This window comes from Flavobacterium ajazii (assembly GCF_010614725.1).
In the GTDB taxonomy this organism is placed as follows: domain Bacteria; phylum Bacteroidota; class Bacteroidia; order Flavobacteriales; family Flavobacteriaceae; genus Flavobacterium; species Flavobacterium ajazii.
In genome coordinates, this window is the sequence record NZ_JAAEHL010000001.1 from 233271 (window position 1) to 252030 (window position 18760).

14 protein-coding genes are annotated in these 18760 nt (G+C 34.7%); 10 read left to right on the forward strand and 4 right to left on the reverse strand.

The genetic code is table 11. From position 1 onward, the window contains the following. Positions 1-40: 40 nt before the first annotated feature. Positions 41-1225, forward strand: coding sequence for an MFS transporter (locus tag GWR14_RS00930; protein WP_163407074.1), 1185 nt, complete (start codon positions 41-43; stop codon positions 1223-1225). Positions 1226-1883: 658 nt separating this feature from the next. Here GWR14_RS00930 and GWR14_RS00935 read toward each other — a convergent pair. Then, on the reverse strand, positions 1884-2513 hold the full coding sequence (locus GWR14_RS00935; RefSeq protein ID WP_163407075.1) for a nitroreductase family protein: 630 nt from the start codon (positions 2511-2513) through the stop codon (positions 1884-1886). Positions 2514-2781: 268 nt separating this feature from the next. Here GWR14_RS00935 and GWR14_RS00940 point away from each other — a divergent pair, with 268 nt between their 5' ends. The 6 genes from GWR14_RS00940 to GWR14_RS00965 all read left to right on the forward strand — a co-directional run bounded on the left by GWR14_RS00940 (position 2782) and on the right by GWR14_RS00965 (position 11426). Beyond that, complete coding sequence (locus tag GWR14_RS00940; protein WP_223150946.1) at positions 2782-3831, forward strand: DUF1852 domain-containing protein; 1050 nt, start codon at positions 2782-2784, stop codon at positions 3829-3831. Positions 3832-3861: 30 nt separating this feature from the next. Further along, complete coding sequence (locus GWR14_RS00945; protein WP_163407076.1) at positions 3862-4893, forward strand: methionine synthase; 1032 nt, start codon at positions 3862-3864, stop codon at positions 4891-4893. 58 nt (positions 4894-4951) lie between these two features. Further along, on the forward strand, positions 4952-5944 hold the full coding sequence (locus GWR14_RS00950) for a bile acid:sodium symporter family protein (RefSeq protein ID WP_163407077.1): 993 nt from the start codon (positions 4952-4954) through the stop codon (positions 5942-5944). A gap of 143 nt (positions 5945-6087) precedes the next feature. Then, positions 6088-6540: an Lrp/AsnC family transcriptional regulator gene (locus GWR14_RS00955; protein WP_163407078.1), complete on the forward strand. Its 453-nt coding sequence runs from the start codon at positions 6088-6090 to the stop codon at positions 6538-6540. A 712-nt stretch (positions 6541-7252) separates the two neighbouring features. Beyond that, positions 7253-8764, forward strand: a complete 1512-nt coding sequence (locus GWR14_RS00960; protein WP_163407079.1) for a DUF1254 domain-containing protein — start codon at positions 7253-7255, stop codon at positions 8762-8764. A 280-nt stretch (positions 8765-9044) separates the two neighbouring features. Continuing rightward, the gene (locus tag GWR14_RS00965) at positions 9045-11426 is read left to right on the forward strand and encodes an arylsulfatase (protein WP_163407080.1); all 2382 of its coding nucleotides are present in this window, start codon (positions 9045-9047) and stop codon (positions 11424-11426) included. Between the two features lie 277 nt (positions 11427-11703). Here the strand turns inward: GWR14_RS00965 and GWR14_RS00970 are convergent, their stop codons facing one another. The 3 genes from GWR14_RS00970 to GWR14_RS00980 form a co-directional block, all read right to left on the reverse strand. After that, complete coding sequence (locus tag GWR14_RS00970) at positions 11704-13356, reverse strand: GAF domain-containing hybrid sensor histidine kinase/response regulator (RefSeq protein WP_163407081.1); 1653 nt, start codon at positions 13354-13356, stop codon at positions 11704-11706. 393 nt (positions 13357-13749) lie between these two features. Beyond that, a complete protein-coding gene (locus GWR14_RS00975; RefSeq protein ID WP_163407082.1) occupies positions 13750-14382 on the reverse strand; it encodes a response regulator transcription factor in 633 nt (210 codons plus the stop codon). 340 nt (positions 14383-14722) lie between these two features. After that, on the reverse strand, positions 14723-16126 hold the full coding sequence (locus GWR14_RS00980; RefSeq protein ID WP_163407083.1) for a helix-turn-helix transcriptional regulator: 1404 nt from the start codon (positions 16124-16126) through the stop codon (positions 14723-14725). A 461-nt stretch (positions 16127-16587) separates the two neighbouring features. Here GWR14_RS00980 and GWR14_RS00985 point away from each other — a divergent pair, with 461 nt between their 5' ends. The 3 genes from GWR14_RS00985 (at position 16588) to GWR14_RS00995 (ending at position 18751) form a co-directional block, all read left to right on the forward strand. After that, a complete protein-coding gene (locus tag GWR14_RS00985) occupies positions 16588-17676 on the forward strand; it encodes a Ppx/GppA phosphatase family protein (RefSeq protein ID WP_163407084.1) in 1089 nt (362 codons plus the stop codon). Between the two features lie 64 nt (positions 17677-17740). Then, entirely contained in the window at positions 17741-18115 is a 375-nt protein-coding gene (locus GWR14_RS00990) for a hypothetical protein (RefSeq protein WP_163407085.1), read from the forward strand. Positions 18116-18286: 171 nt separating this feature from the next. Continuing rightward, entirely contained in the window at positions 18287-18751 is a 465-nt protein-coding gene (locus tag GWR14_RS00995; protein WP_163407086.1) for a GNAT family N-acetyltransferase, read from the forward strand. Positions 18752-18760: the final 9 nt, after the last annotated feature.

Consider the following 18760-nt stretch of genomic DNA (forward strand, 5'->3'; position numbering starts at 1 on the left):
AATAAAGATTTAAACCGCCTAAAGTTTCCCTAAAATTGTAATGTCGACAGCAAAAAAATCAATTTATTCGCTTCAGTTTATTATGCTCTGTTTCAGTTCTCTGTTCTTTGCTTCAAGTTTTACCATGATTATACCTGAGCTTCCAGCTTATTTAAGCAGTTTAGGAGGAGCACAGTATAAAGGACTTATTGTTTCGCTTTTTACTTTGACAGCAGCCGTTTCGCGTCCTTTTAGCGGTAAATTTACAGACAGGCTGGGGCGGGTTCCTATGATGATTCTTGGGTCTTTTTTCTGTCTGGTTTCTGCTTTTTTATATCCCATTTTTAGTTCTGTTTTCGGTTTTTTATTTTTACGTTTAATTCATGGCTTTTCAACCGGATTCAGACCTACCGCTTCATTGGCTTATGCAGCAGATATTACCCCTAAGGAGAGATGGGGTGAGGCATTAGGCGTGCATGGTTTATTCTTCAGCCTTGGGATTTGTCTCGGCCCTTCAGCAGGCGGTATACTGACAAAAGCTTACGGTGTGGATGTTATGTTTTACAGTTCTGCTTTTCTTGCTTTTCTTTCAACTATTATCGTAATTAACCTAAAAGAAACTCTATCTGTAAAACAGGAATTTGGTAAGGATATGCTTTGTCTGAAAAGATCAGATATTTTATATAGAGCAGCACTTCCAGCTGGCATAGTAACTTTTTTTTCGTACACTGCACACGGTCTAATTCAGACGTTGATTCCAGATTGGAGTATACAGTTAGGCTTGCATAACAAAGGATTCTTTTTTACAGTATTTTCAGGAGCCTCTATACTTGTTCGCTATACAGCAGGAAAAATATCAGATCGAAAAGGGCGTACACATGTGATAGTGGCAGGACTCATAGCGAAAATGGCTGGATTGTTTGTAATAAGTGAAAGTCAGGACATTTCTGTTCTTCTAATTGGAGCTGCAGTTTACGGCACAGGTGCGGGATTGATCTCGGCTGCTATAGGAGCATGGACAATTGAACTTAGTGAGCCACAGTTCAGAGGGAAGGCAATAGCTACAATGTATATCTGTATGGAATTAGGAATAGGTCTTGGAGCCCTTGTCGGCGGCGTTTATTATCAAGGAGAAATTACCCGTATCCCAGAAATCATTCGTTTTGATATATTAGTAATTCTACTTGGATTACTTTATATTATTTACCTGAAGAAATATAAAACTAGTTTTCGATTTTTAAAATGATTGAAAATTAGTAACTGCCTTAGCTTTAATAGAAAAAGTGATGTCAAATTTAAAGCACAATGCAAATATTTTTTTGAGAAACGATTAGAAGGTTCTGTCACATCTATTTAAGTAACCATTATTTTTAGTTTTTCAAAAAAGTATTAAATGAATAAAAGTAATTGTTATCCAAAAACTGTCATTTTAGTATTAAAAAATTACTACAAAACCAGAGAAAAAAAACACATCCTTAACGAGGCTTAGAATCATTCTTCAGCTTTGATTAAATCTCTCATGAAACCACTTTAAGACTGTTTATTTCAAACAGACTAAGAATTCCTTTTGAGAAATTTTAGGTCTTCAAGGCTTGAAAAACCTACATGTTATGTATAAAAAAGAGACAACTTTTGCTAGTTGTCTCCTTAAGTGACTCAACGAAACAAAATCAAACCATTTTATGAATGATTTAAAGAAATTAGCCTATTTTTTATTTAATTTACAAGATAGATCCTTAGTATTTTTATGTAATAACGATTTGTATGTATCATGATTCTGCCACAAAACTTATTCAGGATAAAAACTATATAATTCGCCTGAGCTTTTTGTGGCAGAAGAGGTATCAGGTTTACAAGGTTTGAACGTATAATTTTCTCATAATAATTAAGCGTATCTAATAATACTAATAAACTTTCGTTACCATTTCATCTATAGGCAAACGAACTTTTTTCGTAGCTGCCATATAGTCTTTTTCCAAATCACGATATCCTAAAGCCAGGATAACTGTTGAATACAACCCTTTCTCTTTCAAACCCAAAACTTCATCGATTATGGAGGCATTAAATCCTTCGATAGGAGTGGCGTCCACTTTCAATTCTGCTGCGGCAATTAGTGCAGTTCCTAGTGCAATATAAGCCTGTTTAGACGCCCAAATAGCTTTTTGTTCTGTATCAATAGCTCCAAAATAGGAATGCAATCCATTTCTAAATCCTGATAAGGCACCGGCATCAAGCCCTCTTTGTTTTTCTGTCATTGTCATGTAATCGTCAATGTAGGTCGAAGTCATGTCATTGAAGGCCGCAAAAACCAACAAATGAGAGCAGGAACTTATCTGTTTATTATATGAATCAGCACCTAATTTCTTTTGAATTTCTGGATTGCTTACAACAAAAATACGGTAAGATTGCAGACCACAAGAAGATGCTGAAAGATTTATAGCCTCTAAGATTTGATCAACTTTTTCTTCTGCTATTTTAATGTTGGAATAAGCTTTGGCGGCGTAGCGCCATTTTAGATTTTCTATCAAATTCATTACTATTTCTATCTTAAATTTCAGCAAATATAAATTATATTGTTTTCTTTTTCGAGGCTTGAATTGCTATGGGAAACTTCAAATCAGTCATATTTTGCTTCTCTAAAGAATAATTATCTGTTTTTCTTCATTATTGTATTTGTAAAAAGATTAATAATCTTTAAAAGTGTATCAAAAAAGAATAATTAACTGATTTTTTTTATTTTGTAAAATATTAAATCTTTTATTTTCAAATTTGCAGGGTAAAAAAACTAAACCTTGTCATCAGATGAAAGCGAACATACAAGAAGATTTAAGAAACAAAAATCAGGATATTGAAAACACCCAGAATACAATCAAGAATGATTTTGCGTTCACGCTAAAAAGCACTTGTTTAGATGAAAACTATCACCCCTCAAGTAAAACGCGTTTGACAACCAATTTTGCCAACTTGGCCAGAGGAACTAATCGCCAGCAAAACTTGCGCAATGCCTTAAATATGATTAACAATCGATTCAATGCATTGGCTCATTTGGATAATCCAAAAGGGGATCGTTACCATGTGGAACTTGAAATCCTTACAGTAACGATGAGTATTGATGACCAGAATGGCAGTAACGATCTACCGATGATTGAAGTTTTAAAAACGAATATTTTTGACCATAAGACTGGCCAGAAAATCGAAGGGGTTGCCGGAAATAACTATTCTTCTTATGTTCGCGATTATGATTTCAGTATTTTATTGATTGAGCATAATAAAAATAAAGCTGCTTTTTCTATTCCTGAAAATTTTGGTGATTTGCACGGAAAACTTTATAAGTGCTTTGTGAATTCAGATACTTATAAAGAACACTTTAAGATGTCACCAATCATTTGTTTAAGTGTATCGGGCAACAAAACGTATACCCGCACTGAGTATCAGCATCCGGTTCTGGGCTTTGAATATCTGCAGAACGAGTATTCTCTCACTGATGAATATTTTTCTAAAATGGGCTTAAAAGTTCGTTTTTTCATGCCCGCGAACAGTGTGGCACCAATGGCTTTTTATCATTCCGGAGATCTGCTTGCTGATTATACTGATCTTGGACTAATCAGTTCAATCAGTACGATGGAGACTTTCCAGAAGATTTATCGCCCTGAAATTTACAATGCCAATTCAGTGGCAGCGAAAATCTACCAGCCTAGTCTTAAACACGAAGATTATTCGCTGACTCGTGTAGAATATGATCGTGAAGAGCGCAGCCGATTGGCTGTTGAACAAGGTAAATATGCAGAAGAGCATTTCATTAAGCCTCATAAAAATGTTCTGGAGCAGTGGTCTGCTAATTTTATCCTTTAATTGATTACAACGCATTAAAATTATACTATTATGAAGAAATTACTATTACCAACCTCAATTGTTGGAAGTTTACCTAAACCAGCCTGGCTTGCACCACCTGAAAAACTTTGGTCACCTTGGAAATTAGAAGGGGAGCAATTGCTTGAAGGGAAACAGGATGCTCTACGCATTTCTTTGCAGGAACAGCAATTGGCAGGTCTGGATATTATTTGTGACGGCGAGCAGACACGTCAGCATTTTGTAACGACTTTTATCGAGCATTTAAGCGGAGTAGATTTTGAAAACCGTAAAACCGTAAAAATCCGTGACCGTTATGATGCGAGTGTTCCTATGGTTGTAGGTGAGGTCGCACGTCAGAAAGCAGTTTTTGTTGAGGATGCTAAATTTCTACGCAAACAGACTAATAAACCTATAAAATGGGCGTTACCTGGTCCGCTGACAATGGTGGATACCTTGTACGATGACCATTATAAAAGCCGTGAAAAACTGGCATGGGAATTTGCGAAAGCACTCAATGAAGAAGCAAGAGAACTACAGGATGCAGGAGTAGATATTATCCAGTTTGATGAACCTGCCTTTAATGTGTTCTTTGACGAAGTAAATGATTGGGGAATGGCGGCATTAGAAAGAGCTATTGAAGGTTTGCACTGCCAGACTGCGGTTCATATTTGTTATGGTTATGGAATACAGGCCAATACTGATTGGAAAAAAACATTAGGTTCAGAGTGGCGTCAGTACGAAGAAATTTTTCCGAAAATTCAAAAATCTAAAATTGATGTGGTGTCACTAGAATGCCACAACTCCAATGTGCCTTTAGATTTAATGGAACTGGTTCGCGGTAAAAAAGTAATGGTTGGTGCCATTGATGTGGCAACCAATACTATCGAAACACCAGAAGAAGTAGCTGCTACCCTGCGTAAAGCTCTTAAATTTGTAGATGCCGAAAATCTTTACCCTTCTACAAACTGCGGTATGGCTCCGTTGTCACGAAATGTAGCCAGCGGTAAGCTAAATGCTTTAAGCGCAGGAGCAGAAATTATTCGTAAAGAACTTGGGATTTAATCTCAATATATTAATAATGGAATCCGTGCTTCCACGGAAGAATAATATTAAAAACACATTGAAGAAATTATTAGAAGTATTAAAAAAAGCAGGTTTCGACGGTTTCCTGTTAATGATAGCCACTATGATTCTGTTGGCTTATTTTTTGCCAAAGCCAGGTATGATCAAAGAGCCCGTTTCATTGGAGGAGATTGCCAATGCTGGTGTTTCATTAATTTTCTTGTTTTATGGCATGAAGCTGAGTGTTGAGAAACTAAAAGCCGGACTTTCTAACTGGAAAATGCACATTATTGTTCAGTTGACCACCTTTTTGTTTTTTCCGCTCATTGTTTTTGCATTTCGCCCGTTGTTTGTCAATAACGGTTTCGAGCTGCTTTGGCTGGGTGTGTTTTTTCTGGCAGCTTTACCGTCTACAGTTTCCTCTTCTGTGGTCATGGTTTCCATTGCTAAAGGCAACATTCCTGCAGCTATTTTCAATGCGAGTATTTCCAGTTTGATCGGAGTAGTGGTTACGCCGCTTTGGGTTGGGTTGTTTATAGCTTCTGCGACAGGTGATTTTGATGTCACTCAAATTGTTATAAAATTGATTCTTCAAGTTTTGCTACCTGTCATTATTGGTATCAGCCTGAACTCCCGTTTTGGCGCTATTGCCGAAAAATACAAAAAACAGCTCAAATATTTCGATCAGGCAGTTATTCTAACGATTATTTACACGTCGTTTTGCAAGTCATTCTCCGAACATCTTTTTGAAGGTTTCACTGCTCTTGAACTTGTCGGACTCGCTGCAGGGATGATGGCGTTGTTTTTTGCCGTATTCTTTTGTGTCGGACTACTCAGTCGCTTGCTTGGTTTTTCAGAAGAAGACCGTATTACCGTCTTATTCTGCGGGTCTAAAAAGTCATTGGTACACGGCACCGTTATGTCAAAAGTACTTTTTCAGCACAGTACTATTACCGGTATTGTATTGCTGCCGCTCATGCTTTACCATGCCTTGCAATTGATTGCCGCCAGCATTATCGCTCAGGGTATGGCTCGACGAAAAGAAGTGTGATTTTTATTCTGTGAAAATGAGTACAGCAGGTTAGTATATTTGTAATTTTTCTAAAATAAGATTTTTGTATTGTTTTTGATTATATTTGAGGAATTTTATTCTGATTTAAAAATTAATTAAACTTATTTAAAGTAAAATATTCTATGGAGCAGATAGATGATATTGATCTTAAGTTATTGAATATACTGCATGATAATTCTAAATATACAGTAAAAGAGCTTGCTAAGATGGTAAATCTTTCTGCATCGCCTGTTTTTGAGCGTATTAAAAGACTGGAGAATAATGGTTATATTAAAAAGTATATAGCACTCCTTGATGCAGAAAAATTAAACAGAGGATTTATAGTTTTCTGTAATATCAAATTGAAACAGCACGATCGTAATATTGGAAATCAGTTTGTTAGTGATATTATGAAGATAGAAGAAATTGTGGAATGCTATAATATCTCAGGAGATTACGATTTTTTAATGAAAGTTTCCGCCAAAGATATGAAGCATTATCAGGATTTTGTGTTTAATAAATTGGGATCAGTTGAAAGTATAGGAAGTACCCAGAGTACCTTTGTTATGTCGGAAATAAAAAATCTGTATGGATAGTTCCGAGATGGTTTGTTTATTTGAAATCACGGTATTTAGTATCAAAAAATTACGACAAACCAAAAGAGAAAAAAAATACTGCATCTTAGTTGGGACTTTGAACCATCGTTTACCTTTTAATAAAGCCACTTTAAGTCTGTTTATTCCAAACAGACTAATGATTTCTTGTGAAAAAATCGAACCACAATATTAGGCTTTAAAGGCTTGAAAATCTATATGTTTGTACATAAAAAAGAGACAACTATTGTCTAGTTGTCTCCTTAAGTGACTCTACGACACAAAATCCAAATCATTTCATGCAAGATTTAAAGAAATTAGCTTATTTTCAAGTGAATTTGTAAGATAATTATTTTGAATTCTTATTAAGGAGCGGTTTGTATGTCCTGTAGGGGTTAAACGTTAAAAATTGTTTAAAACGCATGTATGTTTAAATTTATTGAGATGTATAGTTTTTATAAAATTATTGAAAATAAATTTATAAATGTTTAATGAAAGCGATTTACTTTTTAGTAAAATTATATAAATTAACTCATTTAATGTCGTTCGAATGAATTTTAAATATCACAGCAGATATAAACCGATGGATGTTTTTTGACTAAATATGATGTATTAATTTTTGATTTTATAACAAGCGGTATTCTTTCATAAAATTATTGTATTTTTATTCAAGTATTTGATGTTTAAGTAGTTATTTAACCAAAATCCTGTCGTTATGTATTCAAAACAAATCATCTGTATTACAATTGTCGGCTTGCTTGCCATTCAGTGCCAGAAATCAAAAGAAAAACCGAGTGAAAGCACAGGAACTTCAACTGAAGCTGCTAAGTTTGATCCCGCTATGGAACCTCTAGCAGGTCAGCCGGCTTTTGATGCCAAACCTTCGACTGAAGATTTAGATTATCAGGTAAAATATCATCGGGCGTTTGAGGCCGTATTATGGGCGCTTCCTGCCGTTGATATTTATAGATTCCGGGCTGCTGCCATAGAAGATTTAGGATACAAAGACAATGATATCATTGCTTATTCTAAAGTGGCAACACCTAAACTGGAAGCCATTACGGCCAACAGTTCAACACCTTATATTACGGCTTTTTCAGATTTGAGCGTAGGTCCGACTGTATTGGAAATTCCCGCTGCAGGAGCAGACGGTTCTTTATATGGACAGGTTGTAGACCACTGGCAGCTGACTATTGCTGATATCGGTCCGTCGGGACTGGATAAAGGTAAGGCTTCAAAATATTTGTTTACTCCGCCAAATTACAAGGGGACTATTCCAAGCGGCTATCTGCATGTAGCTTCTCCAAGCTACCGAATAGCTTTTGCTTTTAGATCTGTAAGAGCTCCAGGCAAATCGGTAGAGGATGCTTACGCTTATGCAAAACGTTTAAAAATGTACCGTCTCAGTGAAGCATCAAATCCTCCAACACAAAAATTTATTGATCCTTCCAACCAGAGATATGCCACGCTGCCTTTCTTTAATGATAAATATTTTAATGATGTGCAGGCCATTTTTTCTTTAGAAAATGCCAATCCAAAAGATAAAGTCATAATGGGAATGCTGGCTTCTTTAGGGATTGAACATGGAAAAAAAGAATATGCACCTGATGAAAAAACAAAAAAAGCAATGAATCAGGGTGCTGTCGATGCTTATTTTTATATGCTGAAACTATGGGACAATTACCCAAAATCATGGCTTTACTGGCCAGACAGACATTATGCTTCATTAATGCAGGCTGACAAAAACAAAGCTTTTACTTATGAATATGATAATAGTATTGATATTGAAACTAGAGCACTCCAGTATTTTCAATGTACGTATGTTCCAAAAATACTTTCTGCAAATCCTGCGACACAATACATTATGTGTATGAATGATTTTAAAGGTAATTTATTGGAAGCAGGAAAAACATACAAAGTTGATGTTCCGGCAAATATGCCTGTGAAACAGTTTTGGGCGCTTACAGTTTACGACAAAGGAACTTACAGTTTTATTTATTCAAAATCAAATCGAACAACTTTGTCGACTTATGATCTGCCAAATATGAAGAAAAATCCTGATGGAAGCATTCCAATTTATGTGGGTCCTGAAGCACCTGCCGGATTTGAAAATAACTGGATTCCGACAAGAAACAAAAGGCCAATGCCGATGTTCAGATTGTATGGTCCGACTGAGGAATTTAATAATAAAACATTTAAAATGCCAGATTTTGAGCTTGTAGAATAATTAGGTTTTTCAATTGGATTCTTTCAGAATTTCAAATTAATATGAATAAAAAAGGGCTGTTTTTAATCAGCCCTTTTTTTGTTTTTGCATGTAATCCTAATATTTCTCTACCACAGGAGGCGTCCAGCTTTCATCAATCTTTGTAAAAAAGTTTTACGAGATTAAATTCTAAAACTGGTTGCAGATTATAATCTGCAACCAGTTTTAGACTTATGTTTCTTTAAAGAATAGTATAATGACCTACATTTAATCTAACAAATCAACTTAAAATTAGTGAGTTATGAAACGTTTCGATTTCCCGTTTACTTTATTAATTATTCTGTTTTTTGCTGGTGCAGTATATTCACAGGATACACCAAACTGGCCTGACAGGACAAACCTTCCAATAGAGCCCTATCAGAAAGTAGGTAAAGTTGCTCCTACCATAAAGGATTCTGATCCTATAAAATGGCCGAAAGAAATCAGTGCTCCAGAAGGTGCGCCAAATGTGCTGCTGATTATGATTGATGATGTTGGATTTGGAGCCAGTTCCGCATTTGGAGGGCCTATACCAACTCCCAATTTTGATGAATTAGCCAAAAATGGATTAAGATACAACCGTTTTCATACTACAGCTGTCTGTTCTCCTTCAAGGGCGGCGTTAATTACGGGACGTAACCATCATACGGCAGCAACGGGAATCATCATGGAGTTTTCGACACCATATCCGGGTTATAATAGTTTAGTGCCACGCAGCGTGGCGACTATAGGTAAAATTTTAACCGATAATGGTTATGGGACTTCTTGGTTTGGTAAAAACCATAATGTGCCTGATTGGATGACAACACCAGCTGGACCATTTAACTTGTGGCCGACAGGTTTAGGTTTTGAATATTTTTATGGTTTTCTTGGTGCAGATGCGCATCAATTCAGACCTGCGTTGTTTGAAGGAACAAAACCAGTCGATCCTTATTTAAAAGACGAAAAAGTAGATCCGGATTATATTTTAGATAATGATCTAGCCAATCATGCGATTCATTGGATTCAAACTCAGAAGAACGTTTCACCTAATAAACCTTTCTTTGCTTATTATACACCAGGAACGGGACATGCACCGCATCAGGCTCCAAAAGAATGGATTGCTAAATTCAAGGGAAAATTTGATCAGGGATTTGACAAACAGCGTATCGCTACTTATGAAAACCAGAAAAAACTTGGAGTTATTCCTGCCGATGCAAAACTTGCACCAACCGCGAAAGACTACCAAAAATGGGATGCTCTTTCTCCTGGAATGAAAAAAGTGGCAGCAAGAGAAATGGAAGTATATGCCGGAATGGTAGCATATTGTGATAATCAGATTGGAAGAATAATCCAGTCAATCAAAGATTTAGGGGAGCTGGATAATACTATGATTATTTTTATCATGGGTGATAATGGTGCCAGTGCAGAAGATCCAACCGGGCAGGGGCTAACCAGTGAAATTGGGGTCTTGGTTAACGGTGTGGAAGACACCGAAGAATTTATGCTTAAGAATTTGGATGAATTTGGAGGCCCTTGGATGGCAGAACATTATTCACACGGATGGGCACATGCTATGAACACACCTTATCAATGGGACAAAAAGATTGCTTCGCATTTAGGAGGAAGCCGAACAGGGATGGTCATTTCATGGCCTGCGAGAATTAAACAGACAGGACAGATGCGCAGCCAGTTTACTCATATTACCGATATAGTGCCGACAATTTTGGAAGCCGCACACATTCCTGAACCTAAAAAAGTAGACGGATTTGATCAAGTACCATTTGCAGGTAAAAGTTTGGTTTATACTTTCGATAATGCACAAGCCCCAGAAACACACAAAACACAATATTTTGAGGTAATTGCCAATAGGGCATTTTATAAAGACGGTTGGATGGCTAGCACCACTCCAAGAAATTTACCTTGGCAAGGACACCCAGTTCCATCAGAAGATCCTGTGAAAGACTATAAATGGGAGCTATATGATCTTACAAAGGATTTTACGCAATCCAATGATATTGCGGCTAAAAATCCTGAAAAGCTAAAAGAAATGCAGAAAGCTTTTATGGAAGAAGCTCAAAAATATGAAGTATTTCCATTTGATGATCGTTATATAGACAGGGTAAACCCTGAAAACAGACCGAAATTTAATGAAGGCAGAAAAGAGTTTGTTTTTTATCAGGGAATTTCACGCATTACAGAGGGTATGGCGCCAAATTTAAAAAATGCTTCCTTTAGCATTGAAGCTCAAATTGAAGTTAAAGCTGGTCAGGATGGCATGATTATCACGCAGGGTGGTTATTTTGCAGGTTTTGCTTTAATGCTTCAGAAAGGAAAACCAACATTCTCTTATGCGTTCTCTCATTATCCAAATCATAAATGGACAATTCAGTCTTCGACTCCTTTAACAGCTGGCAAACATACCATAGTTTTAAATTTTGACTATGCAGGAGGCGGAGTAGGAAAAGCAGCTAAAGCTGCAATTTTGGTTGATGGTAAAGAAGCCGCTAAAGGTGATATTCCTAGAACTGTTCCTAGCCGATTCTCTTCAGATGAAACTTTAGATGTTGGAGAAGACTTTGGTACGCCGGTTACTAAAGATTATGATGTACCATTCGCTTTTAAAGGAAAAATTGAAAAAGTTACTGTAAAATTGAAATCTTAGTCCGATATATAAGGAAGATTTATTAAAAACTCGCATCATTGATGCGAGTTTTTTTTGAAACTATTATTTTAATTGAATTCTTTGGTAATTCTAGTGCTTATATATAGGAATTGGCTTCATTTGTTGATTCTTATTTCTTGTATCATATGGGCTTTTCACAATGATTTTACTATATGTGTGTGTTTAGTTCAGCAGAAGAAGCTGCTTTTGAGGATCTGAAAAATAATCCAGCGCATCTTCTCTGATGAATTTGTACTTTCTTTGACTGCTTTAAGAATTAAGAGTCTGCATTCTTTTGCATAACTGTTTTTATAGCTTCCAAAAGTTCACGCTGTTTAAAAGGTTTGGACATATAATTGTCCATGCCGGCTTCCATACAGCGATTATGCTCTCCTGCCAGGGAATGTGCCGTCATTGCGATAATGGGAATAGAGCTCTTCATTTCCTGGCGGATGTACTTTGTTGTCAGGAATCCGTCACGCACAGGCATCTGCAGGTCCATGAGCACCACGTCGTATTGGCCTGCAGAAAGCAGTTCAATACCCTTGTCGCCGTTTTCGGCTATATCAATATGGAATCCGAATCCTTCAACTACGTTTTGAGCCAGTTTCTGGTTCAGGTAATTGTCCTCAAATAGGAGGATGTGGAGCATTCCTAGATCATTTACCAGTTTATCTTCTGGAATTTTGGCATCTAAGGATGCTTTTTTATAAGATACTGTAAAATAAAACTCTGATCCGCTTCCTTCACGACTTTTAACATGGATATCGGAATCATGCAGTTGTACTAGCTGTTTGACAATATTCAGTCCAAGTCCCGTTCCTCCAAATTTCCTTGTTGTGCTTTCTTCGGCCTGAGTGAATCTTCCAAAAATAGTATCAAGATTCTTTTGCGATATTCCGATGCCGGTATCCTTTACTGAAAAACGGATTTGATGGCTGTCATCCGTTTCGGCTATTCTTTTTACGGAAATGGTTACTTCGCCTTCCATTGTAAATTTAAGGGCATTACCGGCGAGATTTACCATAATCTGGTTGAGCCTGCCCTGGTCGCCGGAAATTATTTCCGGGAGTTCCGCATCCAGAAATAGGTTGAAATCTACGGCTTCGTGTACCTTTACTTTCAGAAGGTCATAGACATGTTTCAGTGCACTCTTCAGTTCAAAGGGCTTCTGCTCGAGCGCAATACTGCCGGATTCGATTTTTGAGAGATCCAGGATATCGTTGACAATCACTAAGAGGTTTTCTCCTGCAATCTGCACATCTTTTAAAAAGTCTTTCTGCTGCTCATCAAGACTGGTTTCAAACAGCAGTTCGGTAAATCCAATAACGGCATTAAGCGGCGTGCGTATTTCATGGCTCATATTGGCCAGAAAATTTTCTTTTGCAGCTACGGCGCGGTCGGCTATCTTTTTCTGCTTGGCCAGCTCTTTGTTCTTACGGCCTAATTCCAAGGTATTGATTACGTGGCGCGCTACGATATTAAGGGCGTTGCGTTGGTTGTCGTTTAACTGTCTGGGTTCATGGTCCACAGCGCACAGCACTCCTATGACGTAGCCGTCGGGAGTGGTTATGGGCATTCCTACATAGAACCTTATCTTGTAGCCGTCTGTCACGTTGGGATCGTCTTTGAAGCGTTCGTTAAGAAGTGTGTCAGGAATCTCAACTAATTTTGAGTCCATAATAGTATAGCGGGAAAGGGTGATTTCTCTGGGTACTTCTGAGACATCAAATCCAATTTTGGATTTAAACCACTGACGGTTTTCATCTATAAAAGAGATATAGGCTATTGGGGTTCCGCAAATATAAGATACCAGTGCCGTGGCATCATCAAAAACTTGTTCAGGGAGCGTATCTAGTATGTTATAGCGTTTTAAGGCATCAAGACGTTCAGCTTCATTCTGTGGTGTAAGCATAGGGGAGGCGTTCATGAAAAAAATGTATTTTTGAGAAAGAAGAATTTAATGGCGGATATTTCTGATGTAAAAGTACAGAATATTTATATCCGCAATGTTAGTATGTCTGGAATTTTAAATATTTGGGCAATTATTGTGAAAAATTAAGATTTTTTAAGGATAATTCCGATAGACTTTTTTTATAGTTAATTGTTATTTAATCGTTTTAGAAAAAGTGTTTAGATTTTGGATGTGTTCTGATAATAGTTTATTACTATTTTACTTGATTCGGATTACAAGAAATTTTATGGTTTTCTGCGATACTTTTGGATGTAGCGCCTGCTTAGTCTTTTAATATCATAAAAGACGTTTTTTCTGAGTTTCGTTGAAGACTTAATTTATAGGGTCAAAAAACATTAGGGCAAAGAATTAGTTTTTATATATTTTTAAAATCTCAACTAGTTTTATAACATTATTGACTCCAAGTTTGTCAAAAATTCTGCTTTTGAAAGTACTCACGGTATTCATTTGAACATTCAGTTTATTGGAAATTTCTATAGTTCCTTCTCCGTTAGCAAGCAGTTCGGCAACTTCAATTTCTCTGGAAGATAGCTTTTCTAAGGGGTTTATAGGTAGATTATGAAGCGTATTTTGTATAATTTTTTCTTTGACCACATCACTAATAAATTTACCTGTATTTATAACAGACTTAACCGCAGTAAGAATTTCTTCATCTTTACTGTATTTGTTTAAAAAACCATTAGCCCCCGCATGTATATATCGTAAGGCATAGTGTTCTTCAGCGTAAGCAGAAAACATCATAATTAGCAGTTTAGGATATTCAGCTCTAATATCTTCTACCATTTTGAGGTTTTTTCCGCCGGGAATACTTATATCAAGAAAGAGCAAATCTTGATTTTCCTTTAGTTGGATTGTAAGGTCTTCATAATTGTCTGCATGAGATATAGATACAATATCGCAGCCCCTTTTCAGTACTAAGGCTAACCCGTGTCGAACTACACTATGATCGTCAACAATTAGAACTTTAAATTTATTCTCCATAACAAATGTTTTTATAGCGGAAGAGATGGTCAGCGTTGTAAAAGTTTTTTGTACTTACGAAATTTTTATCTTAATGGATTTAACAAAATTTATGCTAAAATTTGGGTATGCAAATATCTTGTGTGAAATTTATAAAAACAAGTAATAACACATACTCATTAGCTACTTTTTTTGAATTATAATTTCGATAAACCCTCTATTTTTATGCCTTTAGAAGCCTTTTGTTATTTTCGTAGTTAAGAATAACGAAATATTATTTTTTGAACTTTTGCTGTTTTTCAAAATTCAAAAAATACATTTTTGTTACAGTGCTATAAGAAGTCGAAAAGATTGTTTTTTACTAAAGCATTTTCATCCAGACATAAATATCTTCGGATGTCGGAACATTTAATTTTTTTCTTAAAGTGTATTTTCTGTTTTGAATTGTTCTAAAAGATTTAAACGTGTAAATGGCTATTTCTTTTGTTGTAAAATCAAGATAAAGATAAGCACAAAGAATTAGTTCTGAAAGCTGCAGATTTGGATCAATTTCTATTAATTTTTCGTGTAGAGATGGATAAAGCTCCTTAAAATAATTATAAAAATTGGGATGATTTTTTTTTCCTAAATCAATTAGATCATTATAACCAGCTTCTCTTTTTTCCAATAAAAAAACTTGAGACTCTATATTGTTTTTCTCTAGTTTCTCTTCGTATTCTTCTATGTCTTTAAGTAGTGATTGGGTTTCGTCTTTTCTTCTTTGATTATAATTCCTAAATTTAAAGTAACCTAAAATTGAAATTATCAGGACAACTATTAGAATAATAATTTGTAATTTTGAACTTGTCGATTTTGTCTTTTCTATTTCCTGTTTTTGTTCCTCTAATAAATGAATAACAGTAAAATCTCTGGCTTTAGATTTGTTTTTCTCGATGCTGTCATTTAATACGGTGTATAAATCTCTATAATATTTTTCATTTTTGTTATCACCTAATTTGTCATAAATTTTACTTGTTGACAAATATGCATCCAATACATCTTCAATAGAACTGGGATTGTCGCCCAGCATTTCAATAGATTTTAAACGATGTTCTAATGCTTTTGCAATATTGTTTTGTTGCTCGTATAATTTAGAAAGACCTTTGTGGGCATATACTCCAAGGTAATCGTCCTTTTCTTTTTTTAACAGTTTCAAAGAAAGTTCATAGTAGAATTTTGTTGAATCTTTGTTGTCTTTTTTTAAGAAGTAATTGCCGAAAGAAATATTGAGCAATATTTTATCCTGTTTATATGAGGCAATTTCCTTGTATTTTTCAATATCGAATAATTTTCTTGCTCTGTTTAAATAATGATATATTGATTTTTGATCTTTGCCTATAATATCATAAGAGGTATACAGATTAAAAAGGTTGGCTGCCTTAAGACCTTCATGTTTTACTTTCAGCCCTACTTTTTCTGCTTTTTTAAAATACTGTTGAGCAAGTGAGTTTAAACCTAAATTATGACAATTCTCATACTGAAGAATTAATAAATTAAAGTCGTCTGTAGGATTTTCTGATAGATATTTGGAGAATTTTTTAATTTTTTTTATGTATTCGAGGCTTTTTTTATATTCTCCTTGTTTTGCCAAAACATCTGCCACAAACATGTTCCCGACAACAATACCTTCTTCATAATTCAGCGATTCAGATTTTTTGATAATCTCGAAAGATTCACGGATAATCTTGTCAAAATCCAGGTTTTCATCGTAAGATTCGTGGATCATTTTTAATATAACACTGTCTATCTCTTTTGTTGTCTGTGCCTTTACATTAAAACTTGTGAGTGAGAGAAGTGAGATAAAGGTGATTATTAAAACTTTTTTACTTAATGCCATCTTAGTTTGAATATTGCAAATCAGGATTTTTAGGGATCTAAAGGAATACAGCTAATTTACAACCTTATTGTTTATTTATTCAAACGAAATTTTGCATTTCATTTACATCGGTCGAAATTTTCCGGATGTGAATTAAGTTAAACTATTGGTTAACAGATGATTTTTTCTGATGGTTCAAATATTTAATTTAAAAACTTAAAAATTAGTAGAATTATTTCTACAGCAAGAGATGTTTTTGTCTACAACTTTTTCTGTTTTTATTAGTGAAATTTGCCCCTCTCTTTAAGGTTTTTTTTAATGTTTTGCGTCTTAAAGAGTTACAATCTGAAATCTTTCTTAAAATAAAAAAAATGCATAAAAAAATACATTTGCTAACTTTTATTCTAGCGGCAATATTTTCATCAATAAATTCTTATTCACAAAAAAATCTTTACGCAGGAATAGAAATAGGCAGTAAAGGAATTAAAATGTCTGTTATAGATGTTAATAATATTAAAAAGGGTGATTATACAATTTTAGGCTTTTGGACAGAAAATGCAGGGATAGCAAAAGGAATATCTAGAGATGGAAATCTGGCACAAGAAGATATTTTTGTTGCTGGAAATATAGTCAATGAACAATTGCAAAAAATTAGGCTTAAATATAATGTTAGTGACGAGAATATTTTTATTGTAGCTTCTTCTGGTGTTAAAATGGCCCAAAATACGGGCGATTTAGTAACTAAGATTAAAACATTATGCAATAAAGATCTTGAGTTTATCGATGCAGAAACCGAAGGGAAAATGCTTTTAAAAGGTTCAATTCCTCCAAGAGATTATGAAGATGCAATGATTCTTGATATTGGAGGAGGTAATACTAAAGGTGGATTTGTCAATGTTCAGAATGATAACAAGTTTGAATTTTTTCCTTTAAATCTTGAATACGGTACTATTACATTGACGGAAGCGATTAATAAAACAATTCTTATACCTAGTGAAGCAAACTGGATGTCGGTTTATCAGGAAAAAGCTTTTGAATATGCTCCGGTTTTGAGAGATAAAATTAAACAGCTGCTTAACAGTAGTCCGGCATCTTTAAAGAAGAACAAAATTTATGTATCTGGAGGGACTGTTTGGGCTTTCACGACTTTGTATTACAATCAAAAAAGTGATGAACATTTTATTCCTATAAGTCTTTCGGATATAATGAATTACGATGCTATACTGAAAAATAGTTTTAATAATTATCAAAATTTAGCAAAAGAAAATAAGCAAGCTGAGAAAGTCATCAACACATACGACCAAAGACACCTTATTGCTGGAAATGCCATTTTAATTGCCTGTTTAGAAAGTATTCCTGAGCTTAAAAACAGAAAAGTATATTTTGCAAAAGAAGGACAAATTGCATGGCTGGTTTCCTATATTGTTGATCGTTCAAAAAATATCAAAACTAACTTTTAAGATAAATATCTGAGTCTGTTTTTTTCACTAAAAGAATTTTTAATCCTATAAATAATAATAAAATATGTCTGATTTCTTACAACAATTTGGTGATGATGTTAGAAAAAACATCCCTGGTTATATTGCTCTTGCAGTAACCGAAATTAAAAGTGGTATTTCTTATTACAGCGATTCTGCGTCTAATAGTTTTGATCCGGAATTAGCATCGGCTTTCAATCTTGAAGTAGTAAAAGCAAAATTAAATGCTATAAACGCCCTGGGGTTAGATCAGGCTATCGATGGAATTATGATCACTCTGACAGAGCAGATTCATATAATAGATATTTCAGAAAATAATGAATATTTCATTTATCTGGCAGTAGATTCTAGAAAAGCTAATTTAGGATTAACCACTGCTTTGTTGAACAAATATAAAAGAGAAATCAAAGGTAAACTGTAACTATTGCAATTTGAATTTTTATCATAGTGCAATTATTAGTTCATATTGCAATTTCTAAAAGGAAGAAAGCTTACTTAGAAAATGTTTTTCTGATAAGCTTTCTTTTTTTAATTACTTCTTTCATAATAACTTATAACATAAAAATTAAAAAATGGAAGGAAAATTTTTTCTATGAATCAATTAAATCAAGTTTTAGAGATTTTTCCATCCGATTTTGATTTAGTTAAAGATATTATTTACGAATCAAAGTTAATCGACGAAAAACTTCTTAATCTGGAACAGGCAGTTTTGTTTATAAGAGAAAAATTATGTCAAAAAAAGGCTAAAATTTTTGCGAAGAAACATGATGGTGAGGTTGTTGCTTTTGCAGTTTTACATTTTAAAATTTGCCCGAAATCAGTTTTAGAATTCACCTGGCATATTTCTTATCTGTATGTAAAAGAAAGTTTTAGACGGAAATATATTGCTCGGGAAATTATGGAAGAATGTATTGATAATGCAAGAAAGAACAACATACAATATGTTTCCTTAAATACAGATGTTGAGAATTTTGCCGCGCACCGTCTTTACGAAAATTTTGGTTTTGTTCGTAAAAGTTTTATTTCCAATTATTATTACTACGAAATTAGATTATAGAAGAAAAAA